Annotated in this window: 20 protein-coding genes, 6 tRNA genes and 1 pseudogene; 15 read left to right on the top strand and 12 right to left on the bottom strand. The window is 70.4% G+C overall.

Annotated features, from left to right (window positions below):
• Positions 1-20: 20 nt before the first annotated feature.
• The 4 genes and pseudogenes from ACFYUS_RS16720 to ACFYUS_RS16735 form a co-directional block, all read right to left on the bottom strand.
• Positions 21-405: pseudogene (locus ACFYUS_RS16720) on the bottom strand (ATP-binding cassette domain-containing protein); the annotation flags it as partial.
• A 99-nt stretch (positions 406-504) separates the two neighbouring features.
• Positions 505-577, bottom strand: a tRNA-Gly gene (locus ACFYUS_RS16725).
• 84 nt (positions 578-661) lie between these two features.
• Positions 662-733: transfer RNA gene (locus tag ACFYUS_RS16730), tRNA-Gly, on the bottom strand.
• Positions 734-867: 134 nt separating this feature from the next.
• Positions 868-1,209, bottom strand: a complete 342-nt coding sequence (locus tag ACFYUS_RS16735) for an Lsr2 family protein (protein WP_388851622.1) — start codon at positions 1,207-1,209, stop codon at positions 868-870.
• Positions 1,210-1,575: 366 nt separating this feature from the next.
• Between ACFYUS_RS16735 and purS the strand changes: the two genes are divergently transcribed.
• Genes purS through purL form a run of 3 tightly spaced genes read left to right on the top strand, consistent with a single transcriptional unit; the run spans position 1,576 to position 4,747 of the window.
• Positions 1,576-1,821 carry a phosphoribosylformylglycinamidine synthase subunit PurS gene (purS, locus tag ACFYUS_RS16740; RefSeq protein ID WP_017240564.1) on the top strand — a complete coding sequence of 82 codons (246 nt, stop codon included), beginning with the start codon at positions 1,576-1,578 and terminating at the stop codon, positions 1,819-1,821.
• Positions 1,818-2,498 carry a phosphoribosylformylglycinamidine synthase subunit PurQ gene (purQ, locus tag ACFYUS_RS16745; protein ID WP_388851626.1) on the top strand — a complete coding sequence of 227 codons (681 nt, stop codon included), beginning with the start codon at positions 1,818-1,820 and terminating at the stop codon, positions 2,496-2,498. Before purS ends, purQ begins: the two co-directional genes overlap by 4 nt.
• Positions 2,498-4,747 carry a phosphoribosylformylglycinamidine synthase subunit PurL gene (purL, locus tag ACFYUS_RS16750; protein ID WP_388851629.1) on the top strand — a complete coding sequence of 750 codons (2,250 nt, stop codon included), beginning with the start codon at positions 2,498-2,500 and terminating at the stop codon, positions 4,745-4,747. Before purQ ends, purL begins: the two co-directional genes overlap by 1 nt.
• 55 nt (positions 4,748-4,802) lie before the next feature.
• On the opposite strand, the gene ACFYUS_RS16755 is transcribed toward purL, so the two are convergent.
• Positions 4,803-5,213, bottom strand: coding sequence for a nuclear transport factor 2 family protein (locus tag ACFYUS_RS16755; protein WP_388851632.1), 411 nt, complete (start codon positions 5,211-5,213; stop codon positions 4,803-4,805).
• Between the two features lie 66 nt (positions 5,214-5,279).
• On the opposite strand from ACFYUS_RS16755, the gene ACFYUS_RS16760 reads away from it, so the two are divergent.
• The 4 genes from ACFYUS_RS16760 (at position 5,280) to purM (ending at position 9,842) form a co-directional block, all read left to right on the top strand.
• Complete coding sequence (locus tag ACFYUS_RS16760) at positions 5,280-6,071, top strand: sterol carrier family protein (protein ID WP_388851635.1); 792 nt, start codon at positions 5,280-5,282, stop codon at positions 6,069-6,071.
• Positions 6,072-6,127: 56 nt separating this feature from the next.
• Positions 6,128-6,949 carry an META domain-containing protein gene (locus tag ACFYUS_RS16765; RefSeq protein ID WP_388851638.1) on the top strand — a complete coding sequence of 274 codons (822 nt, stop codon included), beginning with the start codon at positions 6,128-6,130 and terminating at the stop codon, positions 6,947-6,949.
• Between the two features lie 216 nt (positions 6,950-7,165).
• Positions 7,166-8,692: an amidophosphoribosyltransferase gene (gene purF, locus ACFYUS_RS16770; protein WP_388851641.1), complete on the top strand. Its 1,527-nt coding sequence runs from the start codon at positions 7,166-7,168 to the stop codon at positions 8,690-8,692.
• A gap of 82 nt (positions 8,693-8,774) precedes the next feature.
• On the top strand, positions 8,775-9,842 hold the full coding sequence (gene purM / locus ACFYUS_RS16775) for a phosphoribosylformylglycinamidine cyclo-ligase (protein ID WP_388851644.1): 1,068 nt from the start codon (positions 8,775-8,777) through the stop codon (positions 9,840-9,842).
• 157 nt (positions 9,843-9,999) lie between these two features.
• On the opposite strand, the gene ACFYUS_RS16780 is transcribed toward purM, so the two are convergent.
• Together ACFYUS_RS16780 and ACFYUS_RS16785 are read right to left on the bottom strand one after the other, a co-directional pair.
• A complete protein-coding gene (locus ACFYUS_RS16780; protein WP_388851647.1) occupies positions 10,000-10,254 on the bottom strand; it encodes a DUF3073 domain-containing protein in 255 nt (84 codons plus the stop codon).
• Positions 10,255-10,545: 291 nt separating this feature from the next.
• Complete coding sequence (locus ACFYUS_RS16785; RefSeq protein ID WP_388851650.1) at positions 10,546-11,637, bottom strand: Leu/Phe/Val dehydrogenase; 1,092 nt, start codon at positions 11,635-11,637, stop codon at positions 10,546-10,548.
• A 156-nt stretch (positions 11,638-11,793) separates the two neighbouring features.
• On the opposite strand from ACFYUS_RS16785, the gene ACFYUS_RS16790 reads away from it, so the two are divergent.
• Together ACFYUS_RS16790 and bldC are read left to right on the top strand one after the other, a co-directional pair.
• On the top strand, positions 11,794-12,645 hold the full coding sequence (locus tag ACFYUS_RS16790) for a hypothetical protein (RefSeq protein ID WP_388851653.1): 852 nt from the start codon (positions 11,794-11,796) through the stop codon (positions 12,643-12,645).
• Between the two features lie 560 nt (positions 12,646-13,205).
• Positions 13,206-13,412: a developmental transcriptional regulator BldC gene (bldC, locus tag ACFYUS_RS16795; RefSeq protein WP_003949541.1), complete on the top strand. Its 207-nt coding sequence runs from the start codon at positions 13,206-13,208 to the stop codon at positions 13,410-13,412.
• Between the two features lie 467 nt (positions 13,413-13,879).
• On the opposite strand, the gene ACFYUS_RS16800 is transcribed toward bldC, so the two are convergent.
• Together ACFYUS_RS16800 and hrpA are read right to left on the bottom strand one after the other, a co-directional pair.
• Positions 13,880-13,953 (bottom strand) — tRNA-Asp (locus tag ACFYUS_RS16800).
• 99 nt (positions 13,954-14,052) lie between these two features.
• Positions 14,053-18,021, bottom strand: coding sequence for an ATP-dependent RNA helicase HrpA (gene hrpA / locus ACFYUS_RS16805; protein ID WP_388851656.1), 3,969 nt, complete (start codon positions 18,019-18,021; stop codon positions 14,053-14,055).
• Positions 18,022-18,133: 112 nt separating this feature from the next.
• On the opposite strand from hrpA, the gene ACFYUS_RS16810 reads away from it, so the two are divergent.
• The 3 genes from ACFYUS_RS16810 to ACFYUS_RS16820 are packed head-to-tail and all read left to right on the top strand — an operon-like array spanning position 18,134 to position 20,114.
• A complete protein-coding gene (locus ACFYUS_RS16810; protein ID WP_388851659.1) occupies positions 18,134-18,484 on the top strand; it encodes a hypothetical protein in 351 nt (116 codons plus the stop codon).
• 59 nt (positions 18,485-18,543) lie between these two features.
• On the top strand, positions 18,544-19,284 hold the full coding sequence (locus tag ACFYUS_RS16815; protein WP_388851662.1) for a DsbA family protein: 741 nt from the start codon (positions 18,544-18,546) through the stop codon (positions 19,282-19,284).
• Positions 19,281-20,114, top strand: a complete 834-nt coding sequence (locus ACFYUS_RS16820) for a cytochrome c biogenesis CcdA family protein (RefSeq protein WP_388851665.1) — start codon at positions 19,281-19,283, stop codon at positions 20,112-20,114. The genes ACFYUS_RS16815 and ACFYUS_RS16820 overlap by 4 nt, the downstream gene beginning before the upstream one ends.
• 166 nt (positions 20,115-20,280) lie before the next feature.
• On the opposite strand, the gene ACFYUS_RS16825 is transcribed toward ACFYUS_RS16820, so the two are convergent.
• From ACFYUS_RS16825 to ACFYUS_RS16835, 3 genes are all read right to left on the bottom strand, one after another.
• Positions 20,281-20,354 (bottom strand) — tRNA-Phe (locus tag ACFYUS_RS16825).
• Between the two features lie 22 nt (positions 20,355-20,376).
• Positions 20,377-20,450 (bottom strand) — tRNA-Asp (locus ACFYUS_RS16830).
• Between the two features lie 40 nt (positions 20,451-20,490).
• Positions 20,491-20,563 (bottom strand) — tRNA-Glu (locus ACFYUS_RS16835).
• A 104-nt stretch (positions 20,564-20,667) separates the two neighbouring features.
• Here ACFYUS_RS16835 and ACFYUS_RS16840 point away from each other — a divergent pair.
• The 3 genes from ACFYUS_RS16840 (at position 20,668) to ACFYUS_RS16850 (ending at position 24,378) form a co-directional block, all read left to right on the top strand.
• Positions 20,668-21,018, top strand: a complete 351-nt coding sequence (locus ACFYUS_RS16840) for a metallopeptidase family protein (RefSeq protein WP_030496497.1) — start codon at positions 20,668-20,670, stop codon at positions 21,016-21,018.
• Between the two features lie 145 nt (positions 21,019-21,163).
• On the top strand, positions 21,164-21,844 hold the full coding sequence (locus tag ACFYUS_RS16845) for a hypothetical protein (RefSeq protein ID WP_388851668.1): 681 nt from the start codon (positions 21,164-21,166) through the stop codon (positions 21,842-21,844).
• Positions 21,845-22,041: 197 nt separating this feature from the next.
• On the top strand, positions 22,042-24,378 hold the full coding sequence (locus ACFYUS_RS16850; RefSeq protein ID WP_388851671.1) for a DEAD/DEAH box helicase: 2,337 nt from the start codon (positions 22,042-22,044) through the stop codon (positions 24,376-24,378).
• Positions 24,379-24,515: the final 137 nt, after the last annotated feature.

Below are 24,515 nucleotides of genomic sequence, written 5' to 3' on the forward strand. Positions count from 1 at the left end.
CGTCTCCCCTTCCTGTCGTGCGCGAGGCCGAGGCGGCGGCGTTCGCCGCCGGACAGCTGCTTGATCCGCACCTTCTCGCGGCCGGCGAGGCCGCCGCCGGTGCAGCCGGCCCGCAGGCGGACGGTCTCGGCGACGGTGAGGTCGGAGGGAAGCCGCCCTCCTGGAGCATCACGCCGTGCGCGGGCGGACGGCGGAGCGTTCGCGGTACGGGTCGTGGCCGAGGAAGCGGGCGGTGCCGCCGGTCGGGGCGGCGAGGCCCTCCAGGACTTCGACCGCGGAGGTCCTGCCGGCGCCGTCGGTGCCGAGGAGGGCGAAGATCTCGCCCCGGGGGACGGAGAGGGAGACGCCGCGCACCGCCCCGAAACCGCCGCCCTGGCTGCGGCGGAAAGCAGTGCGCGCTGTCATCACCCCGACCGACACATGTCATGGGGTTCTGGGAAAGCCCGGGGATACGGAGATACGACGAAGGCCCCGGTTCTCAAGAACCGGGGCCTTCGCTCCCTGAGCGGACGACGAGATTCGAACTCGCGACCCTCACCTTGGCAAGGTGATGCTCTACCAACTGAGCCACGTCCGCATTGCTACCGGTCAGCTTTCGCTGCTCGGTGCGAGCACCACTCTACCTGATCCACCGGAGTGGTCGGTAACGCGTTTCTCGCAGAGCGGGTGACAGGGATTGCACACTGCGCCTTCCCCCTGGAAGGGGGCTGTTCTGCTACTGAACTACACCCGCACGCTGCTGGGGACTCGGCTTTTCGGCCTCGCCCCTCGGCGTGATCCAGACTCTAGCGGATCAAGGGGGGTGCAATGCAAATCGACCCTGGTCCGGGCCCGGGGGCGGCGCGCCCCCGTCTCCCGGGCTCCCGCTCAGCTCGCCGCGCGGAAGGCTTCGTAGACCCGCTTCGGGATGCGGCCGCGGGCGGGCACGTCCATCTTGTTGGACTGGGCCCAGGCGCGGACCGCCGCCGGGTCGGGGGCGAGGGCGGTGTGCGTGTACGAGGTCGCCGAGGTGCTCCGGCCGGCCGCCGCCCGGGCCGGCAGCTTGCGGCCGGCGGCGAGGTAGGGGGCGAGCGCCTTGCGGAGTTTCTCTGCATTGGCAGCATTCAGGTCGATCTCGTACATCTTCCCGTCGAGACCGAACGCGACCGTTTCAGCCGCTTCTCCGCCGTCGATGTCATCGGAGAGAGTGACCACCACACGCTGAGCCACGGATATCGGTCCTTTCCTGCGGCCACCGGGGTCGACGGGGCGCTTGTGGCGCCCCTGACGTGCAACGATGCCGACCGTACGGTTGTGCCGGGACAATGCTGATTTCTTCTGGATTCCTTTGTACAGCGGTAGGCGTCGGATAGGGAAGCCCCGCCAATTGTTTCAGCGTGTCCCGGCGCAATGTGGTCCGCAATATTTCGCTCGAATTCTGGGCGGGAGTGTGCGTCCGGCGCCCGGCGGGTGTTCGTGTGACGCACGTCGCCCCGAACCGGGCTTTTGTAGGATCCTTCAGATCTCTACCCGCGTAGAATTTGGAGGCAGGTACGCTGAGGGAACCGCCCACGCAACACACCACCGGGAGTGCCAGTGGCACGCGTCGTAGTCGACGTCATGCTCAAGCCGGAGATCCTCGACCCTCAGGGGCAGGCGGTGCAGCGTGCACTGCCTCGCCTGGGATTCGCCGGAATCGCCGACGTCCGTCAGGGGAAGCGCTTCGAGCTGGAGGTGGAGGGACCGGTCGACGACGCCGCCCTCGCCCGCATCCATGAGATGGCCGAAACCTTCCTTGCCAACACCGTGATCGAAGACTTCATCGTGAAGGTGGAGTCGTGACCGCACGCATCGGCGTCGTCACGTTCCCCGGAACGCTCGACGACCAGGACGCGCTGCGTGCCGCCCGCCTCGCGGGCGCCGAGCCCGTGTCGCTCTGGCACCGGGACAAGGACCTCAAGCAGGTCGACGCCGTGGTCCTCGCCGGCGGTTTCTCCTACGGCGACTACCTGCGGGCCGGAGCCATCTCCCGCTTCTCGCCGGTGATGGAGAGCATCATCGAGCAGGCCAAGGCGGGCATGCCCGTCCTCGGCATCTGCAACGGCTTCCAGATCCTCACCGAGGCCCATCTGCTGCCGGGCGCGATGCTGCGCAACAACCACCTCCACTTCATCTGCCGCGACCAGAAGCTGCGGGTGGAGAACGCGGAGACCGCCTGGACCTCGGACTACGTCCAGGGCCAGGAGATCGAGGTCCCGCTCAAGAACATGGACGGCCGCTACGTCGCCGACGAGCGCACGCTCGACGAGCTGGAGGCCGAGGGGCGGGTGGCCTTCCGCTACCTGGACATGAACCCCAACGGCTCGCTGCGCGACATCGCGGGCATCACCAACGCCGCGGGCAACGTGGTCGGCCTCATGCCGCACCCCGAGCACGCCGTCGAGCCGCTGATCGGCACCGGCAAGACGGACGGCCTCGGTTTCTTCACCTCGATCCTCAAGAAGCTGGTCAACGCCTGATGAGCCTCGACACCGTCAAGCACGCGAGCGAGACGCCGGACAGCGAGCAGCCCTGGAAGGAGCTCGGCCTCAAGGAGGACGAGTACGCGCGCATCCGCGAGATCCTCGGCCGCCGTCCCACCGGCGCCGAGCTCGCCATGTACTCCGTCATGTGGTCCGAGCACTGCTCCTACAAGAGCAGCAAGGTCCACCTGAAGCAGTTCGGCGAGAAGACCCCCGTCAACGACGCCATGCTCGTCGGCATCGGCGAGAACGCGGGCGTCGTCGACGTCGGCCAGGGGTACGCGGTCACCTTCAAGGTCGAGTCGCACAACCACCCCTCGTACATCGAGCCGTACCAGGGCGCGGCCACCGGCGTCGGCGGCATCGTCCGCGACATCCTCGCCATGGGCGCCCGCCCGGTCGCGGTCGTCGACCCGCTGCGCTTCGGCGCGGCCGACCACCCCGACACCAAGCGCGTGCTGCCCGGTGTCGTCGCCGGCATCGGCGGCTACGGCAACTGCCTGGGCCTGCCGAACATCGGCGGCGAGGTCGTCTTCGACTCCTGCTACCAGGGCAACCCGCTGGTCAACGCTGGCTGCATCGGCGTGATGAAGCACGAGGACATCCACCTCGCCAAGGCCTCCGGCCCCGGCAACAAGGTCATCCTGTACGGCGCCCGCACGGGCGGCGACGGCATCGGCGGCGTCTCGGTCCTCGCGTCCGAGACCTTCGACGACACCAAGCCGGCCAAGCGCCCCGCCGTCCAGGTCGGCGACCCCTTCCAGGAGAAGCTCCTCATCGAGTGCACCCTGGAGATCTTCCAGGAGAAGCTCGTCGCGGGCATCCAGGACCTCGGCGGCGCCGGGCTCTCCTGCGCCACGTCCGAGCTCGCCTCCGCCGGCTCCGGCGGCATGCGCGTGGACCTGGAGAAGGTCCACCTGCGCGACGCCACGCTCTCGCCCGAGGAGATCCTCATGAGCGAGTCGCAGGAGCGCATGTGCGCGATCGTCGAGCCCCAGCACGTCGACCGCTTCCTGGAGATCTGCGAGAAGTGGGACGTCATCGCCGTCGTCATCGGTGAGGTGACCGAGGGCGAGCGCCTGGAGATCTTCTGGCACGGCGAGCAGATCGTCGACGTGCCGCCGCGCTCCGTCGCCCACGAGGGCCCGACCTACCACCGGCCGTTCGCGCGCCCGGACTGGCAGGACGCCCTCCAGGCCGACGACGCCGGCAAGCTGCCCCGGCCGCAGGGCGGCGCCGAGCTCAAGGACCAGGTCCTCAAGCTCGTCTCCTCCCCGAACCAGGCCTCGAAGTCCTGGATCACGGACCAGTACGACCGGTTCGTGCAGGGCAACACGGTCCTGGCGCAGCCCGAGGACGCCGGCATGGTCCGCATCGACGAGGAGACCAACCTCGGCGTGGCCATGGCGACCGACGGCAACGGCCGGTACGCGAAGCTCGACCCGTACACGGGTGCGCAGCTCGCGCTGGCGGAGGCGTACCGCAACGTCGCCGCCTCCGGTGCGAAGCCGCTGGCCATCTCGGACTGCCTGAACTTCGGTTCGCCCGAGGACCCGGCCGTGATGTGGCAGTTCGCCGAGGCCACCCGTGGTCTCGCGGACGGCTGCCTCCAGCTGGGCACCCCGGTGACGGGCGGCAACGTCTCCCTCTACAACCAGACCGGTGAGGTCGCGATCCACCCGACGCCCGTCGTGGCCGTCCTCGGTGTGATCGACGACGTCAACCGCCGCACCCCGATCGCCTTCGCGGAAGAGGGCCAGCTCCTCTACCTGCTGGGCGACACCAAGGAGGAGTTCGGCGGTTCGGCCTGGTCCGAGGTGATCCACCAGCACCTCGGCGGCATGCCGCCGGCCGTGGACCTCGACCGGGAGAAGCTGCTCGGCGAGATCCTGATCTCGGGCTCCCGCGACGGCATGATCGACGCGGCGCACGACCTGTCCGACGGCGGTCTCGTGCAGGCGGTCGTCGAGTCCTGCCTGCGCGGCGGGAACGGCGCGCGCCTGGTCGTCCCCGAGGGCCTGGACGCCTTCACGTTCCTCTTCAGCGAGTCGGCGGGCCGTGCGGTCGTCGCCGTCCCGCGCAGCGAGGAGCTCCGCTTCACCGACATGTGCGGTGCGCGGGGTCTGCCGGCGACCCGCATCGGTGTCGTCGACGGCGACGCGGTGGACGTGCAGGGCGAGTTCGCGCTCTCCCTCGCGGAGCTGCGCGAGGCGCACGAGGCGACGATCCCGGGCCTGCTGGCCTGATCGGTCCCGTACGGAACGGAGCCCCCACCCTCGCGAGGGTGGGGGCTCCGTGCTGTCAGCCGGTGCCCCAGAAGGAGTCCGCCTCCACGATGTCGGCGACGCACTCGTCGATGTCGGAGATCTTGTCGCCGACGAGCGTGAAGAACAGGCCGCCGTCCATCTCGATGCCCCGGTCGCCGCGCTCGGCGAAGAACCGGTGCGTGCTGATGACGTGGCCGCGGCCGTCCACGTACACGCCCCTGAGGTCGACGCGGATGGTGCCGCCGCTCAGCTCGCCGAGCATGCGGTAGTAGCCGCCGAGGATGTTGTCCCGGCCCTTGTAGTGCCCGGATATCTGGCTCTCGCCGGGAACGTGCTGGGTGCAGTCGCTGGTCATCATCGTGGCCAGCGTCTCCATGTCACCGCTGTTGAAGGCTTCGTAGCCCCGGCGCACCAAGGCGGCGTGGGGGTGCTCGTGGTGGGTCATGGTCCCGTCGCCTGCTTTCGCTGCGATTGGCTCCTTCCCCTCCAGTCTCGGGGCTAGCCTCGGGCCATGCCACCTGCCAAGAAGCGTCCCCGCAGCTATGACTCCGCGAAGACCCGTGCCGCCGTCCTGGCCCAGTTCGGGCACGTCGCCGACGCCGTGAGCGGTCTCACGGCGGACGAGTCGGCCCGTCCCACGCACCTGGGCGAGTGGACGGTCGCCGATCTCGCCGGGCACATCGCGTGGATCGCCGACTCGCTGGCCCGCGGCCTCGACCGCCCGCCCGCGGCCGAGGGGAAGCTCCTGCCGCACGACTGGCCGTTCACCACGGTCGCGCTGGCCGGGAAGATCTCCGACGCGGCGCGCGAGACGCTCACCGGGGCGCCCGTACCCGAGCTGTACGAGCGGGCCGGCGCCCGGCTCACGGAGGCGCTGTCCCGGTACGGCGACGACCACGTGCTCGACCTGTGGATCGGCCCGATGCGCCTGGGGGACTTCCTCGTCACCCGCACCGTCGAACTCGTCGTCCACACCGACGACCTGAACCGGGCCGCCGGACTGGAGATCCCCTTCGACCGCCAGGCCCTCGCCGCCTGCACCCGCCTCCTCGCCGACGCCCTCGCCGTGAAGGCCCCCGGCGGGGCGGTCGAGGTGCGGATCCCGCCGTTCGCCGTGGTGCAGTGCGTGGAGGGCCCCCGGCACACCCGGGGCACCCCGCCCAACGTCGTGGAGACGGACCCGCTGACCTGGCTCAGGCTCGCCACGGGCCGTACGGGATGGGCCGAGGAGCTGGACGCGGCGCACGTCAGCGCGAGCGGGGAGCGCGCGGATCTGAGCGCCCTGCTCCCTCTGATGGCCTGAGCCCCCCTGACGGCCCAAGCCCGGAACCGTACGGCCCGCCGCTTCGTCCCACCGGCATGCCGAAGCCACGCGCACGCGCCGTCCTGGTCCCCCTCGTCCCCCTCCTGCTGCTCACCGCCTGCGGTACGGAGGGAGGGACCGGGGCCGGCGGCGCGGGCGCCCTCTCGCCGGACCTGCCGGTCGCCGGCACGTACTGGACGGTCGGCGCCGTCACGGTCGACGGCCGCAGGTCCGTGGCGCCCGACGGCGTGAGCGTCGACTTCGGGAAGGACGGCCGGGCCCGCGGGAACGACGGCTGCAACGCCTTCGGCGCCGACGTCGCCGTGCGGGGGGACACCCTCACCGTCACCGTGCGGGAGTTCACCACGATGGCCTGCGTCGGCGACCGGGGCCGCTTCGAGGCGGAGTTCCTCAAGGCCTTCTCCGGCCCGCTGAAGGGGACGCTGAAGGGCGACGGCCTGCGGCTGAACTCGCCCGACGGGCGCAACGAGCTGGAGCTGACCGCCGATCGGGCCATCCCGCTGACCGGCACCACCTGGAAGATCGACGGGCTGGTCTCGGGGGAGACGGCCTCCTCCCTGTCCGACGGCAGCGGGGACAAGGCGCGGTTCGTCCTCGGCAAGGACGGCCGGGCCACCGGCAATCTCGGCTGCAACGACTTCTCCGCGCACGTCCGCCTCGACGAGGAGGCCGGGACCCTCACCGTCGAGGGCCCGGCGGCGACCACCCGGATGATGTGCACGAGTCCGCAGATGAAGCTGGAGACGAGGCTGTACGAGCTCCTCGACGGCCCGCTCACCTATCGGCTGAACCACCGAACGCTGACGCTCACCGACGCCTCCGGCGAGGGCTTCACGGCGACCGCGGCCACCCGCTGAGGGGGCGCCGACTGCGGCGTCCGTCACATCGCGGGACCGCCCCGGGCCTGGTACGAGCGTCCGCTCGACGGGGTCCGGGGGCCGGGAGCCCTTACGCCGCCTGGTTCGTAGGCCCCTCCAAGCCGCAATTGATCATTTGGTGCGATCGCACGAGTGCGGTCACCCCCGCATTTCCTCAATTCGGACCAGTGGTCGAGCCCGTCTACACTCGGAAACGTGCCACGCGGAGACGGTCGACTCAATCACGATCTGCTCCCCGGTGAGAAAGGCCCCCAGGACGCTTGTGGCGTCTTCGGTGTCTGGGCTCCGGGTGAAGAGGTCGCAAAGCTCACGTACTTCGGGCTCTACGCCCTCCAGCATCGGGGTCAGGAATCCGCGGGAATCGCGGTCAGCAATGGCTCCCAGATCCTCGTCTTCAAGGACATGGGACTCGTCTCCCAGGTCTTCGACGAGACTTCTCTCGGTTCCCTCCAGGGTCATATCGCGGTCGGTCACGCCCGCTACTCGACCACCGGGGCTTCCGTGTGGGAGAACGCGCAGCCGACGTTCCGGGCGACCGCCCACGGCTCGATCGCGCTCGGCCACAACGGCAACCTGGTGAACACGGCGCAGCTCGCCGAGATGGTCGCCGAGCTGCCCAAGCGGGAAGGCCGCACCACTCGTGTGGCGGCCACCAACGACACGGACCTCCTGACGGCGCTCCTCGCCGCGCAGGTGGACGAGGACGGCGAGCCGCTCACCATCGAGCAGGCCGCCGCGAAGGTCCTCCCCGACGTCCGGGGCGCCTTCTCCCTCGTCTTCATGGACGAGCACACGCTCTACGCGGCCCGTGACCCGCAGGGCATCCGCCCGCTGGTCCTCGGCCGGCTGGAGCGCGGCTGGGTGGTCGCCTCCGAGTCCGCCGCCCTCGACATCTGCGGCGCCAGCTTCGTCCGCGAGGTCGAGCCGGGCGAGATGATCGCGATCGACGAGAACGGCATCCGTACCTCGCGATTCGCGGAAGCGAAGCCCAAGGGCTGTGTCTTCGAGTACGTGTACCTGGCGCGTCCCGACACCGACATCGCCGGGCGGAACGTGTACCTCTCCCGTGTGGAGATGGGCCGCCGCCTCGCGAAGGAGGCGCCGGTCGAGGCCGACCTGGTGATAGCGACGCCGGAGTCCGGCACCCCGGCCGCCATCGGCTACGCCGAGGCCTCGGGCATCCCCTTCGGCGCCGGCCTGGTGAAGAACGCCTACGTCGGGCGCACCTTCATCCAGCCCTCCCAGACCATCCGCCAGCTGGGCATCCGGCTGAAGCTGAACCCCCTCAAGGAAGTCATCAAGGGGAAGAAGCTCGTGGTCGTGGACGACTCGATCGTCCGCGGCAACACCCAGCGCGCGCTGGTCCGGATGCTCCGCGAGGCCGGTGCGGCCGAGGTCCACATCCGGATCTCCTCGCCGCCGGTCAAGTGGCCCTGCTTCTTCGGCATCGACTTCGCGACCCGCGCGGAGCTGATCGCCAACGGGATGTCGGTCGACGAGATCGGCAAGTCGCTGGGCGCGGACTCGCTCTCGTACATCTCCCTGGAGGGGATGATCGAGGCGACCACGATCCAGAAGCCGAACCTCTGCCGTGCCTGCTTCGACGGCGAGTACCCGATGGAGCTGCCGGACCCCGAGCTGCTCGGCAAGCAGCTCCTGGAGACCGAGCTGGCCGCCGGCCCGGCCGCCACCGCGGCCTCCGACGCGCTCCGTCGCCCGTAAGACCCCCACCGCCCGTGCCGCGACCCGCGGCACGGGCGGTACGAGCAGCACGAGCTGTACGACGACACGAAAGTTCTCACCCATGTCTGAGACCACCGGTGCCTCCTACGCCTCCGCGGGCGTCGACATCGAAGCGGGCGACCGCGCCGTCGAGCTCATGAAGGAGTGGGTGAAGAAGACGCAGCGCCCCGAGGTCCTCGGCGGCCTCGGCGGTTTCGCCGGCCTCTTCGACGCCTCCGCCCTCAAGCGCTACGAGCGTCCGCTGCTCGCCTCCGCCACCGACGGCGTCGGCACGAAGGTCGACATCGCCCGCCAGATGGGCGTGTACGACACGATCGGCCACGACCTGGTCGCGATGGTCATGGACGACATCGTCGTCTGCGGCGCCGAGCCGCTCTTCATGACCGACTACATCTGCGTCGGCAAGGTCCACCCCGAGCGGGTCGCCGCCATCGTCAAGGGCATCGCCGAGGGCTGCGTCCTGGCCGGCTGTGCCCTGGTCGGCGGCGAGACGGCGGAGCACCCGGGCCTCCTCGGCGCGGACGACTTCGACGTCGCCGGCGCGGGCACGGGTGTCGTGGAGTACGACCGGCTGCTCGGCGCGGACCGGATCCGTACGGGTGACGCGGTCATCGCCATGGCCTCGTCGGGTCTTCACTCCAACGGGTACTCGCTCGTCCGGCACGTGGTCTTCGACCGCGCCGGCATGACCCTCGACCAGCAGGTCGAGGAGCTCGGCCGGACGCTGGGCGAGGAGCTCCTGGAGCCGACGAAGATCTACTCCCTGGACTGCCTGGCCCTCACCCGGACCACGGACGTCCACGCCTTCAGCCACATCACGGGCGGCGGTCTGGCCGCCAACCTGGCGCGGGTGATCCCGGACGGCCTGCACGCCACCGTGGACCGCTCGACGTGGGCGCCGGGCGCGATCTTCGACCTGGTCGGCAAGGCCGGTCAGGTGGAGCGCCTGGAGCTGGAGAAGACCCTGAACATGGGCGTCGGCATGATGGCCGTCGTGCCGGCCGAGTCCGTGGACGTGGCCCTGGCGACGCTGGCGGACCGCGGGGTCGAGTCCTGGGTCGCGGGCGAGATCACCGAGCGCGGGGCGCACACGACCGGCGCGGAGCTGGTCGGCGACTACGCGAAGTAGCAGAGAGCGATACGGGAACGGGGCGCCCCACCGGGGCGCCCCGTTCCCGTATCCGCTCCCGGCACGATCAGTGCGCGGACGTGCGATCAGTGCGCGGACAGCACAGAAACCCGGACGGGTGACCCCGGTCCGGGTTTCGGTGTTGCGATTCAGAAGGTCAAGCGCGACGCGGGGACGCGCCAGGACCGGACTCGTCGTCCTCGTCCTCGTCGTCCGTGTTGTAGAGATCCGCGTACTGGGCGTACGGGTCGTCTTCCTCGTCGTCGTCCTCGAACGGCTCGCCATTCGGCGGCTGACTCGAAGTCGAAGCGCCCAGCTCATTGGCCAGACGCGTCAGGTCTGTCCCGCCGCTGCTGTACTTCAGCTGGCGGGCGACCTTGGTCTGCTTGGCCTTTGCCCGGCCGCGCCCCATGGCTCGACCCCCTCGGTGACGGGGCTCGTCGGCCCCAGAGTCTTGACACGCGTTCATGATTCGGAACGGACTCTCGGTAGAGAGACCGGTCCGTAGGGCTTCAACGGTACCTGTTTCCGTGGGTCTACGGTACGCCGCGCGCATCACATACCCCGGTACAGAACCTTCGAGGTGCCCTTTCCTCGCTGGTCAATCGCGATTTTAACCTCTTCTTGAGGGTCGACCCGCCGAGGGGCGTGAGGGAAGTCTCCCCGGCGGCGGGCCGGCCCTGCGCGCGACCGGGCGCGCGGATCAGGCGCGGCGGGCGTCCGCCATGCGCTGCTCGGCGATCCGGTCGGCCGCCGCGGCCGACGGAATGCCGTCGGCCTTCGCACGTGCGAAGATCTCCAGGGTGGTGTCGAAGATCTTCGTCGCCTTGGCCTTGCAGCGGTCGAAGTCGAAGCCGTGCAGCTCGTCGGCGACCTGGATCACGCCACCGGCGTTGACCACGTAGTCGGGCGCGTAGAGGATGCCGCGCTCCTCCAGGTCCTTCTCGACGCCCGGGTGCGCCAGCTGGTTGTTGGCCGCGCCGCAGACGATCTTCGCGGTGAGGACCGGCACGGTCGCGTCGTTCAGGGCGCCGCCCAGCGCGCAGGGCGCGTAGACGTCGAGGTCCTCGACGCGGATCAGGGCGTCGGTGTCGGCGACCACGGCGACCTGCGGGTGCTTGTCGGTGATCCGGCGCACCGACTCCTCGCGCACATCGGTGATCACGACCTCGGCGCCGTCCTCCAGGAGGTGCTCGACGAGGTAGTGGCCGACCTTGCCGACGCCCGCGACGCCGACCTTGCGGCCGCGGAGCGTCGGGTCGCCCCACAGGGTCTGCGCGGCGGCGCGCATGCCCTGGAAGACGCCGAAGGCGGTGAGGACGGAGGAGTCGCCGGCGCCGCCGTTCTCGGGGGAGCGGCCGGTGGTCCACTGGTTGGTGCGGGCGACGACGTCCATGTCGGCGACGTAGGTGCCGACGTCGCAGGCCGTGACGTAGCGGCCGCCGAGGGAGGCGACGAAGCGGCCGTAGGCGAGGAGGAGTTCCTCGGTCTTGATCTGCTCCGGGTCGCCGATGATGACGGCCTTGCCGCCGCCCAGGTCGAGCCCGGCCATGGCGTTCTTGTACGACATGCCGCGCGACAGGTTGAGCGCGTCGGCGATGGCCTCGGCCTCGGTCGCGTACGGGTAGAAGCGGGTGCCGCCGAGGGCGGGACCCAGGGCGGTGTTGTGGATGGCGATGACGGCCTTGAGGCCGGTGGCGCGGTCCTGGCAGAGCACGACTTGCTCGTGGCCACCCTGCTCCGAGTGGAACAGGGTGCTCAGTACGTCAGCAGGAACGCCGGTCACATCGGTCACGGTGGTGACTCCCAAGTACGAAGCGGCGGTTTGCGGCCCTCCCTAGGGGTGGGGGAGGACCAGTTCGGCACGAGGGTAAGTCCTACCTGGGCGTAGATCGGCCGCAGTGCTCAGGATCACCCCCTCCCGGAGTACCTCCGTGGAAGGATTTGCGACATGTCGGTCGCCCCCACGGTCCCCGTTCCCTACGCGTCCTATCTGCGGGTGTACGAGCCGCTGGCCGCGTTCCCCGAGCCGGAGCGGTCCCACTGGGACCGCTACGCCCGCCGGCCCCACACGCCGGGGGCGCAGGAGGAGCTGCGCCGCTCGCTCGCGGACCTGCTGCCGACGCCTCCGGTGCCGGTGCCGGTGCACGAGAGCGGGGAGGCGTTCGTCGCGCGTCTGGACGGGGCGGTGGTGATCTGTCCGTGGCGGACCCGGCTGCGCGGCTGGCTGGCCCTGGAGGAGCTGGCGGCCGGCCCGTATCCGGAGTCGGTGCTCGACGCGATGCTGCCGCCCGTGGTGCGCCTCCAGGTGGCGCGGGACTACGAGCGGTGGCTGAGCCGGAATCCGGACGCGCGCCCGTGGATCCGTACCGGGGTGTGGCAGGTGCCGTTGCGCTGGTTCGCGCTCTTCGGCGACGAGGAGCGGGAGTACGAGCCGGGGGACCGGGCGGCGGGCCGGGCGCCGGTGCTGCGGTACCGGACGACGATGGCGCAGGCGCGGCGGCGTCTCGCGCGGGCGCTGAGGGCGCTGCGGGAGGCGATCGACGACGGTCCGATGACGGAGGGTCTGGTCGAGGTGGGGCGCTGGCTGGAGGAGTTCCATCCGCGGGCGCTCGTGGAGCTGGACTTCGGGGGTCTGGTGCACGCGATGCCGGCCGGGTGGCTGGCGGAGGAGCGGTCGGCGGCGCAGCTGGCGGAGGGGATCGCGGCGCTGCGGGCCGGGGACGGGGAGACGGCGAGCGAGGTGTACGGGCGGCTCGCGGAGCGCTGGCGGACCGTCAGGGACCTTCGTTTCGCGAATTGACATCAGTCGGACAGATTCGTCAGGTCGGTATCGACAAGACATGTCCGGCCGGTGTAAATGATCTTCGAGGCGTTGGCTGGATCCGGGTGGCCGGGTCCTTCGCGTCGTGAGGGTGAGGACGTTGGTCCCGATCCGGGCCTTTGGCTCAAGCGTGACGGACAGCACGTAACGCACCCTTGCGCCCATCACCCACCCTCGTGCCAAAATAGGACAAGGAGTCCGGGGAGGGTTCCTTCCGCCCAAGTTCGGGCGGAACGCTCAGCATTGCACTCTATGGGGGGTCTGAGGACTCCTGATCACCCTGTGACTGATCGTCACAGCGGTGTGACTGTCCGTTATGGCATGGTCAGTCGACTTCCGCCACTGATGAACACCTGCGAGGGCAATTCCATCGGTTTGGCCGACGCGGCTGGACGGATGGTGTAGTTGTAGTGCCGAGGACAAGCCGTTCGTCCTATAACCGACTCGACCCGCTTCTGCCATTTCGGGCATGGCGGGTCAAGGTGCAGAATTTAGAGGAAAGAACCGAGATTGGTTCGGTTCTCCCGAGGAGGCCGCTCATGACCGCTCGCACCCCTGATGCCGAGCCGCTGCTGACCCCTGCCGAGGTTGCCACGATGTTCCGCGTGGACCCGAAGACGGTGACCCGTTGGGCCAAGGCCGGCAAGCTCACGTCCATCCGCACCCTGGGTGGGCACCGCCGGTACCGCGAGGCCGAGGTTCGCGCTCTGCTGGCGGGCATTCCGCAGCAGCGCAGCGAGGCCTGAGGTCGCGCAGAACCCCGCAGGACCAAGCAACACCCCGTAACACCGGGCCCGTCCGGATCCCCCAATCCGGTCGCCCGCCCCTCAGTACTGCCGACGGGCACCTGCCCCAACAGGTCTTCGTCATCGATCGCGCTGGACTCCGCCGGGTCCAGCGCGATCTTTTTGTGCCCCGCGCCACACCCTCCGCCGTGCACCCTCCAGCTCCGCCGTACACCCTCCAGGGTGGTGCAATTGCACATATTAAATCGGGGTGGTGTAGGGAGGGTGTAAGTGTGGTCGTTTCTGAAACGGTTTCAGTGACACCCGTCACACCGTGGAAACCTTGCCAAGGAACAGCCTGCCACCTCCGGGGCCGCCCCCAACCCGCCGTTGGTCACGGGTCGATGGGACCTTCGGCCCCCGGTGAGCCGCGGGGCGCGGGAACACGAAGAAGGCCCGCATCTCTCGATGCGGGCCTTCCTGAAAAGCGACTCTGACGGGACTTGAACCCGCGACCTCCACCTTGACAGGGTGGCGAGCTAACCAACTGCTCCACAGAGCCTTGCTCGCAGCCCCTCGTAAGCGGCTGCGAGCAAGACTGTACAGCAGGTCAGGGGTTCTGGTCGAACTCACCCACGGCGAGGTCCCGATCACAGGGTTCTTACGGGGCCGCCGCGTCGATCGCCTTCACGATCCGCTTGTCCGAGATCGGGTACGCCGTGCCCAGCGCGTGCGCGAAGTAGCTCACCCGCAGCTCCTCGATCATCCAGCGGATGTCGGTCACCTCGGACGGCACCGGGCGGCCCTTCGGAAGCTGCTCCAGGAGCCAGGCGTACTCGTCCTGCATCTCCTGGACCTTCTCCATCCGGGTGGTGTCCCGCTGGACCCCGGTGGGCATCTGCTGGAGCCGCCGGTCCACCGCCACCAGGTAGCGCATCAGGTCCGGGAGCCGCTTCAGGCCCGTACGGGTGACGAAGCCGGCCGGCATCAGCCAGGCGAGCTGCGCCTTCACGTCGGTGAGGTTGTTGATCAGGGCCAGGCTGTTCGTGGACTTCAGCCGGCGCTCGCACGCCTGCCAGGCCGCCAGGATCTGCTGGACCTGGCCCACCGTCCGCACCGTCGTGTCGACGAGGTCCGCGCGGACCCTGTCGTACAGCTTCCGGAAGGACTCCTCGTCCCAGGCCGGGCCGCCGTGGTCCGCGATCAGCTTGTCGGCGGCGGCGGTGGCGCAGTCGTCGAAGAGGGCCTGGATCGAGCCGTGCGGGTTCGACGACAGGGCCAGCTTCTGCTGGTTGGTCAGCTTGTCCGAGGCGAACTTCGCCGGGTTCACCGGGATGTTCAGCATGATCAGCTTCCGGGTGCCCCGCCACATCGCCTGCGCCTGCTCGGCCTCCGAGTCGAAGAGCCGCACGGCCACCGCATCGCCCTCGTCGACCAGCGCCGGATACGCCTTCACCGGCTGCCCGCCGCGCTTGGTCTCGAAGACCTTCGTGAGCGTCCCGATCGTCCAGTCCTTGAGCCCCGTGCGCTCCAGGGAGGGCCCGGAGCCGTCCGGGCCGCCCGTCGCCGCCGCGGCGGCCTTGGAGAGCGCCTGACGGGCCTTGGGGCGCAGTTTGAGGCGCAGCGTCTCCAGGTCCTTGTCCTCGGCGAGCTTCCGGCGCCGCTCGTCGACGATCCGGAAGGTCACCTTGAGGTGCTCGGGGACCTTCGCCCAGTCGAAGTCCTCGGCCGCGACCGGCACGCCGACCATCCGCTGGAGCTCCCGGGCCAGCGCGCCCGTCAGCGGCTCCTGGACGGGCACGACCGTGTCCAGGAAGCGGGTCGCGAAGTTCGGGGCGGGCACGTAGTGGCGGCGGATCGGCTTCGGGAGCGAGCGGATCAGCTCGGTGACGACCTCCGCGCGCAGGCCCGGGATCTGCCACTCGAAGCCCTCGTCGGTCACCTGGTTCAGCACCTGGAGCGGCACGTGGACGGTCACGCCGTCCGCGTCCGCGCCCGGCTCGAACTGGTACGTCACCCGGAACTTCAGCGCGCCCTGGCGCCAGGAGTCCGGGTAGTCGTCCTTGGTGACCGCCCCGGCCTTCTCGTTGATGAGCATCTCGCGCTCGAAGTCGAGGAACTCCGGCTCCTCGTGGCGCTTGTGCTTCCACCAGGAGTCGAAGTGGGCGCCGGACACGACGTGTTCGGGGACGCGCTTGTCGTAGAAGTCGAAGAGCGTCTCGTCGTCGACGAGGATGTCCCGGCGCCTGGCCCGGTGCTCGAGCTCCTCGACCTCGGTGAGGAGCTTGCGGTTGTCCGCGAAGAACTTGTGGTGGGTGCGCCAGTCGCCCTCGACGAGCGCGTTCCGGATGAACAGGTCGCGGGAGACCTCGGGGTCGATCCGCCCGTAGTTCACCTTGCGGTCGGCGACGATCGGGACGCCGTACAGCGTCACCTTCTCGAAGGCCATCACGGCCGCCTGGTCCTTCTCCCAGTGCGGCTCGCTGTACGTCTTCTTCACCAGGTGCTGTGCGAGCGGCTCGATCCACTCGGGCTCGATCCGCGCGTTGACCCGGGCCCACAGCCGCGAGGTCTCCACCAGCTCGGCGGACATGACGAACCGCGGGGGCTTCTTGAAGAGCGCGGAGCCGGGGAAGATCGCGAACTTGGCGTTCCGCGCGCCCAGGTACTCGTTCCGGGTGCCCTCGCGCTTCGGGCCCTGGCTCTCCTTGCTCTCCTTCACGTCCTTCAGGCCGACGTGGGAGAGGAGGCCGGAGAGGAGGGAGACGTGCACGGACTGCTCCGGCGCGTCCTCCTCGTTCAGGTGGATCCCCATCTGCTTCGCGACCGTCCGCAGCTGGGCGTAGATGTCCTGCCACTCGCGGATGCGCAGGAAGTTCAGGTACTCCTGCTTGCACATCCGGCGGAAGGACGACGAGCCGCGCTCCTTCTGCTGCTCGCGGACGTACCGCCACAGGTTGAGGAAGGCGAGGAAGTCGCTCGTCTCGTCCTTGAAGCGGGCGTGCTGCTGGTCGGCCTGCGCCTGCTTCTCCGAGGGCCGCTCGCGCGGGTCCTGGATGGACAGCGCCGCCGCGATCACCATGACCTCGCGGACACAGCCGTTCTTGTCGGCCTCCAGGACCATGCGGGCGAGCCGCGGGTCCACGGGCAGCTGCGACAGCTTCCGGCCCTGCTGCGTGAGCCGCTTCTTCGGGTCCTTCTCCGCCGGGTCGATCGCGCCGAGCTCCTGGAGGAGCTGCACGCCGTCCCGGATGTTCCGGTGGTCCGGCGGGTCGATGAAGGGGAACTTCTCGATGTCACCGAGGCCGGCCGCGGTCATCTGGAGGATGACGGAGGCCAGGTTCGTACGGAGGATCTCCGCGTCCGTGAACTCCGGACGGGTCAGGAAGTCGTCCTCGGAGTACAGCCGGATGCAGATGCCGTCGCTCGTACGGCCGCAGCGGCCCTTGCGCTGGTTGGCGCTGGCCTGGCTGACCGGCTCGATCGGCAGCCGCTGCACCTTGGTGCGGTGCGAGTAGCGCGAGATGCGGGCGGTGCCCGGGTCGATCACGTACTTGATGCCGGGGACGGTCAGCGAGGTCTCGGCGACGTTCGTCGCGAGGACGATCCGGCGGCCGGAGTGCGCCTGGAAGACCCGGTGCTGCTCGGCGTGCGACAGGCGCGCGTAGAGGGGGAGGATCTCGGTGTTGAAGAGCTTCTTCTTGATCAGCGCGTCCGCCGTGTCGCGGATCTCGCGCTCGCCGGAGAGGAAGACCAGGACGTCGCCCGGTCCTTCCTTCTGGAGCTCGTCGACGGCGTCGCAGATCGCGGTGATCTGGTCCCGGTCCGACTCCTCGGAGTCCTCTTCGAGGAGCGGGCGGTAGCGGACCTCGACCGGATACGTACGGCCGGAGACCTCGACGATCGGGGCGTCGCCGAAGTGGCGGGAGAAGCGCTCCGGGTCGATGGTCGCCGAGGTGATCACGACCTTGAGGTCGGGGCGCTTCGGCAGCAGCTGGGCCAGGTAGCCGAGCAGGAAGTCGATGTTGAGGGACCGCTCGTGGGCCTCGTCGATGATGATCGTGTCGTACGCGCGCAGCTCGCGGTCCGTCTGGATCTCGGCGAGCAGGATGCCGTCCGTCATCAGCTTCACGAAGGTCGCGTCCGGGTTCACCTGGTCGGTGAAGCGGACCTTCCAACCGACGGCCTCCCCGAGGGGGGTCTTCAGCTCCTCGGCGACGCGCTCGGCGACCGTGCGGGCGGCGATCCGGCGGGGCTGGGTGTGCCCGATCATGCCCCGGACGCCCCGGCCCAGCTCCAGACAGATCTTCGGGATCTGCGTGGTCTTTCCGGAGCCCGTCTCACCGGCGACGATCACGACCTGGTGGTCGCGTATCGCCTCCAGGATCTCGTCCTTCTTCTGCGAGACGGGCAGCTGCTCGGGGTACGTGACCGCGGGCACGCGGGAGGCGCGCCCGTCGACGCGCTCCTTGGCCTTGGCCGCCTCGGCGGCGATCTCGTCCAGGACGGCCGCGCGGGCCTCGGGCTTGCGGATGCGGCGGGCGCCTTCGAGACGGCGGCCGAGCCGGTGGGAGTCCCGCAGCGAGACCTCGGCCAGGACGGACTGGAGGGCGGCGAAGGAAGTAGACATACGGGATCCAGGATCGCACCTGCCGGCGAGAAGCGGCGAACCCATTTACGAAGGGGGCGGGGCGGCCGTGCGTAGTATTTCGGGCATCTGGCCCGGACCGGAGAGGTTTCGCATGTTCCGCACCACCCGCGCGACGGCGGCGCTCGCCGCGTTGCTGGGTCTGGTGCTCGGCCTGCTGGTCTGCGGCGCTTCCCCGGCCGCGCCTCCGGAGGCGGCCCCCGTGGTGACGGCCGCCGCCGTGCCCGGCTGCGACCCCGGCCGCCCCTTCGACGAAGGGGCCCCGGGCCCCGTCGTCCCGCCGCGTGCCCACGGCTTCGCCGAGCTGCTGCCGGCCCTGGCCGCCGACCGGGTGGCCCCCGGGGTCCGGCAGCCGGACCCCGGAGTCCCGGCCGCGCCGCAGGGCCGGGAGCCACCCGCGCGCGTGGCGCCGTCTCCCGTGGAGCTGTCGGTCCTGAGGGTGTAGACGGACGGCCGTCCTCCGCCGCCCTTCCTTCTTCCCTCCGCCCTCAGGAGCGCTTCCGCATGTCCAAGACCGCGTCCAAGTCCAAGCCGATCATGATCGTCTCCGGGGTGGCGGTCGCCGCCGTGCTCGCCGGCTTCGCCTCGTACACCGCCACCAGGCCCGCCTCCCCCGGCGCCTCCGGGTCCTCCTCCGTCGCCGAGGTCTCCGCCGACCCCTCCGCCGGCGTCTACGCCGAACTGGAGGCGTACGCCCGCCGCGACCCCGCCGACAAGCTCGCCCTCGGCCGCGCCGACGCCCCCGTCGTGCTCATCGAGTACGCCGACTTCAAGTGCGGCTACTGCGGCAAGTTCGCCCGCGACACCGAGCCCGTCCTCGTGAAGAAGTACGTCGAGAGCGGCACCCTGCGCATCGAGTGGCGGAACTTCCCGATCTTCGGCGAGGAGTCGGAGACCGTCGCCCGCGCCTCCTGGGCGGCCGGGCAGCAGGGCCGGTTCTGGGAGTTCCACAAGGCCGCCTACGCCGAGGGCTCCAAGGAGAAGGGCTTCGGCAGGGACCGCCTCGCCGCCCTCGCCGAGGAGGCCGGCGTCCCCGACGCGGCCCGGTTCGCCAAGGACACCGACGGGAAGGCGGCCCGCGAGGCCGTCGGCAAGGACCAGGAGCAGGGGTACGCGCTCGGCGCCACCTCCACCCCGTCCTTCCTGATCAACGGCCGTCCGATCGCCGGCGCCCAGCCCCTGGAGACCTTCACGGAGGCCATCGAGGCGGCGGCGAAGACCGCTTCGTCGAAGGGCGAGCGGTGACCTCCGGCATCGGCTACTTCGCCGCCTTCCTCGGCGGCCTCCTCGCCCTGCTCAGCCCGTGCAGCGCCCTGCTCCTGCCCGCCTTCTTCGCGTACTCGATCGACACGCGCGCGAAGCTCGTGGCCAGGACCGGCATCCTCTACGCGGGGCTGGCGACCACCCTCGTCCCGCTCGGCGCGGCCGGCTCCCTCGCGGGCCGCTTCTTCTACGGCCACCGGGACCTGCTCGTCACCGCCGGAGGCTGGCTGATCATCGGCCTCGGCGTCCTCCAGATCCTCGGCCTCGGCTTCACCTCCCGCCGGATCGCCGAGGCGAGCGGCCGCATCCGGCCCACGTCGGCGCTCTCCGTCTACGCCCTCGGCCTGGTCTACGGCCTCGCCGGCTTCTGCGCGGGCCCGATCCTCGGCAGCGTCCTGACGGTGGCGGCACTGAGCGGCAGCCCGGTGTACGGGGGCCTGCTCCTCGCCGTGTACGCGCTCGGCATGGCCGTCCCGCTGTTCGTCCTGGCGCTGCTCTGGGACCGGTACGAGCTGGGGCGGCGGCGCTGGCTGCGCGGCCGCCCGCTCCGCATCGGCCGCTTCGAGGTCCACTCCACCTCGCTGCTCTCGGGCCTGTTCTTCATCGCCCTCGGCACGCTCTTCCTCGTCTTCGACGGGACGACCGCGCTGCCGGGCCTGCTGTCGGTGGACGACTCCTTCGCCGTGGAGGAGCGGGTCGCCTCCCTCGGCCGGTCGGTGCCGGACTGGGCGCTGCTCGTCGCGGTCGTGGCGGCGGTGGCGGTGGCACTCGCGGTGCGGGGCCGCAAGGCGCGGCGGCGCGAGGAGGTCTGAGCGGTACGGGGGAGGGGCGCGGGCCCCTTCCCCGTACGGCCGCTTCCTGTCCCCGTGCAGCCGCTTCCCGCTCCCCGTGCAGCCGCTTCCCGTTTCAGGTGCAGCCGCTTTCCGTTTCACGTGAAACGAAGAAGGCCCCGTTCTTTCGAACGGGGCCTTCTCTTTGTGGCTGGGGCCGGGGTCGAACCGGCGACCTATCGCTTTTCAGGCGATCGCTCGTACCAACTGAGCTACCCAGCCACGAAGCTGTTTCCAGCTTCAGCGACTCTGACGGGACTTGAACCCGCGACCTCCACCTTGACAGGGTGGCGAGCTAACCAACTGCTCCACAGAGCCTTGCTTGTGTGCGATCACTAGTCTCGCACACGATCCTGCGTGCCCCCAACGGGATTCGAACCCGTGCTACCGCCTTGAAAGGGCGGCGTCCTGGGCCACTAGACGATGAGGGCTAGAGGCTCACCTGCGCACTTCTCAGTGCGTCGGGGACGTGAGAAGCATATGGGATGGCGGCCGGTATCGCCAAAACGGTTTCCGACGGGGGGAGAATGGGCCCGTGCTGGAGATGACGCGTGAGGAGTTCGAGGAGCTCGTCGCCGAGGCCCTGGACCGGATCCCGCCGGAGCTGACACGGCTGATGGACAACGTCGCCGTGTTCGTCGAGGACGAGCCCTCCCCGGACGATCCCGAGCTCCTCGGGCTCTACGAGGGGACGCCGCTGACCGAGCGCGGCGAGTGGTACGCCGGGGTGCTTCCCGACCGGATCACGATCTACCGGGGGCCGACGCTGCGGATGTGCGAGTCGCGCGAGGACGTGGTCGCGGAGACCGAGATCACCGTCGTGCACGAGATCGCCCACCACTTCGGCATCGACGACGAACGGCTGCACGCGCTCGGCTACGGCTGAGCCGGCCGGCCGGTGTCGGCGCGGCCGCCGGCCGGCCGTGGCCGGATCGGGTGGGTGCGCGGGGGCCGTGTCCCTTGTGGTGCCTGGGGAGTTGGGCAGTGCGACGCGTTCCGTTCCTGCCTGTTGTGTCCTGGAGGTGCCCCCCGTGCGCCATTTGCCCACCCCGGTGAGATGGGCCGCCACCGCGCTGGCCGTCGCGGCCTGTGCCGGTCTGAGCGGCTGTATGAGTGTGAGTGACGAGGGGGCGAAGCCGGCGCCCGGCGCGTCCGGGGGGAAGCACGGCGCGGCGACCGGGACCGACACGGGCGGCGGCGTCCAGGGCGGGGACGGCGGCTCGTGGAACGGCCGGCCGGAGAGGGGCGGCCCGGCGCCGGCCGGAGAGGGCAAGGAGTCCCCGGTCCCGAGCGGCTCGCCGTCGGGCACGGCGAAGCCCTCGCCGGGCGCGGTGCTGCCGGTGGGGGCCCCGGGCGGGGCCGTCGGGCCGTCGAAGTCGCAGCCGCCCGGTGGTGCCCACGAGGTCCCGGGCGGCGGTTCGGGCGGCAGTGGCGGGAGCGGCGGCAGCGGCGGCAGTGGGGGGAGCGGCGGAGGCGCCGGGGGCACGGACGGCGGCGGGTCCACGCCCACGCCGGAGCCGACCCCGCCGAGCCCCGAGCCGACCCCGGAACCGACCTCGAACCCGACCCCCGAGCCCACCCCGGAGCCCACCTCGAACCCCACCGATCCGCCGACGCCCGGCACCGACACCCAGATGGGTGCGATGCGGGCGGCGGACGGGCCGGGCGCGCCCCCGGAGCCGATGGCGTCTCCGCAGGTCGGGCCGGTGTGACGTAGTCCGATTTGCTATAGGTGGGGGAGAGTCCGTATGGTGGTAGATCGCTTGATCCTATTGCCCGGCGCCGACACAGAAGAGCGCCGCGTGGCGCGTACTCTCCCTAGCCGTGGCTGACCGCATCGAGGCGGTCGTGTGCGAAATCACGGAGTTGACGGGCGCGTGCCGAGACTCCGGAAGGTTTCGCATTTCGCATGTCCATTTTCAGTTCTGACCACGCCGTCATGCCCGAGAACGACGAGATCGTCGAGGCCGTAGAGGCCACCGAGATCGTCGAGACCGTCTCCGACGAGGCCGTCGAGATCGAGGCCGACGACACCGACGCCGAGGCCTCCGTCGAGGAGCCCGCCGAGCCCACCATCACCTTCGGCGACCTCGGTCTGCCCGAGGGCGTCGTGCGCAAGCTCGCGCAGAACGGCGTCACCACCCCCTTCCCGATCCAGGCGGCGACCATCCCGGACGCCCTGGCCGGCAAGGACATCCTCGGCCGCGGCCGCACCGGCTCCGGCAAGACCCTCTCCTTCGGTCTGCCGCTGCTCGCCACCCTCGCGGACGGCCACACCGAGAAGAAGAAGCCCCGCGGCGTCATCCTCACCCCGACCCGTGAGCTCGCGATGCAGGTCGCGGACGCCCTCCAGCCCTACGGCGACGTGCTCGGCCTCAAGATGAAGGTCGTCTGCGGCGGTACGTCCATGGGCAACCAGATCTACGCCCTGGAGCGCGGCGTCGACATCCTCGTCGCCACCCCGGGCCGCCTGCGCGACATCATCAACCGCGGCGCCTGCTCCCTGGAGCAGGTCCAGGTCGCCGTCCTCGACGAGGCCGACCAGATGGCCGACCTGGGCTTCCTGCCCGAGGTCACCGAGCTGCTCGACCAGGTCCCCGAGGGCGGCCAGCGTCTCCTCTTCTCCGCCACCCTGGAGAACGAGATCGACACCCTGGTGAAGCGCTACCTGGTGAACCCGATCACGCACGAGGTCGACCCGTCCGCCGGCGCCGTCACCACCATGACCCACCACGTCCTCGTCGTGAAGCCGAAGGACAAGGCCCCGGTCACCGCCGCCATCGCCGCCCGCAAGGGCCGCACGATCATCTTCGTCCGCACCCAGCTGGGCGCCGACCGCATCGCCGAGCAGCTCCGCGAGGCCGGTGTGAAGGCCGACGCCCTGCACGGCGGCATGACCCAGGGCGCCCGTACGCGCACCCTGGCCGACTTCAAGGACGGCTACGTCAACGCGCTCGTCGCGACCGACGTCGCCGCCCGAGGCATCCACGTCGACGGCATCGACCTGGTCCTGAACGTGGACCCGGCCGGCGACCACAAGGACTACCTGCACCGCTCGGGCCGCACCGCCCGCGCCGGCCGCTCCGGCGTCGTGGTCTCCCTGGCCCTGCCGCACCAGCGCCGCCAGATCTTCCGCCTGATGGAGGACGCGGGCGTCGACGCCTCGCGCCACATCGTCGGCGGTGCCGGTGCCTTCGACCCGGAGGTCGCCGAGATCACCGGCGCCCGTTCGCTGACCGAGGTCCAGGCCGACTCCGCGAACAACTCGGCCAAGCAGGCCGAGCGCGAGGTCGTCGACCTGACCAAGCAGCTGGAGCGCCTCCAGCGCCGTGCCGTCGAGCTCCGCGAGGAGGCCGACCGCCTGGTGGCCCGCGCCGCCCGCGAGCGCGGCGAGGACCCGGAGGCCGCCGTCGCCGAGGTGACCGAGGCCGCCGAGGCCGAGGTCGCCGCCGCCGTCGTCGAGGCCGAGCGTGCCGCGAAGGCCGAGGAGCGCCGCGAGGAGCAGCGTTCGACCTACCGCGACGAGCGGGGCAACTTCGAGCGCCGTGACCGTGGCGACCGTGGCGGCTTCAACCGTGACGACCGCGGTGACCGTGGCGGCTTCCGCGGTGGCGACCGTGGCGGCTTCCGTCGCGACGACCGTCCGTCCGGTGGTTTCCGCCGTGACGACCGTCCCTCGGGTGGCTTCAACCGCGATGACCGTGGTGGCGACCGTGGCGGCTTCCGCCGTGACGACCGTCCGTCCGGTGGTTTCCGCCGTGACGACCGTCCCTCGGGTGGCTTCAACCGCGATGACCGTGGTGGCGACCGTGGCGGCTTCCGCCGTGACGACCGTCCGTCCGGTGGTTTCCGCCGTGACGACCGTCCCTCGGGCGGCTTCAACCGCGATGACCGTGGTGGCGACCGTGGCGGCTTCCGCCGTGACGACCGCCCCTCCGGTGGTTTCCGTCGCGACGACCGTCCCTCGGGCGGCTTCAACCGTGACGACCGTCCGTCGGGCGGCTTCAACCGTGACGACCGCGGTGGCCGTTCCTTCGAGCGCCGCGACGACCGCCCCACCGGCGGCCACCGTGGCAGCGACCGTCCGTTCAACCGCGACCGTCGTGACGACCGCCCCGCCGGCGGCTTCCGCTCGGGCGGCGACCGCCCGTACGGCCGTCGTGACGACCACCGCGGCAGCACCGGCTCGACCGGCGGCTCCTTCGGCCGTCGCGACGACAAGCCGCGCTGGAAGCGCAACGGCTGAGGTCGGCTGACCTGACAGAGCAGGGCCCGTACGAGCACTCCGGTGCTTGTACGGGCCCTGTCTCGTACCGGATTTCGACGGGATACGCTCAGGCGGTCGAGGTGGGTGAGGAGCGCCGGCCAGGGGGCCCGGCGAAG

It is taken from the genome of Streptomyces sp. NPDC004284 (genome assembly GCF_042874035.1).
Classification (GTDB): Bacteria; Actinomycetota; Actinomycetes; order Streptomycetales; family Streptomycetaceae; genus Streptomyces.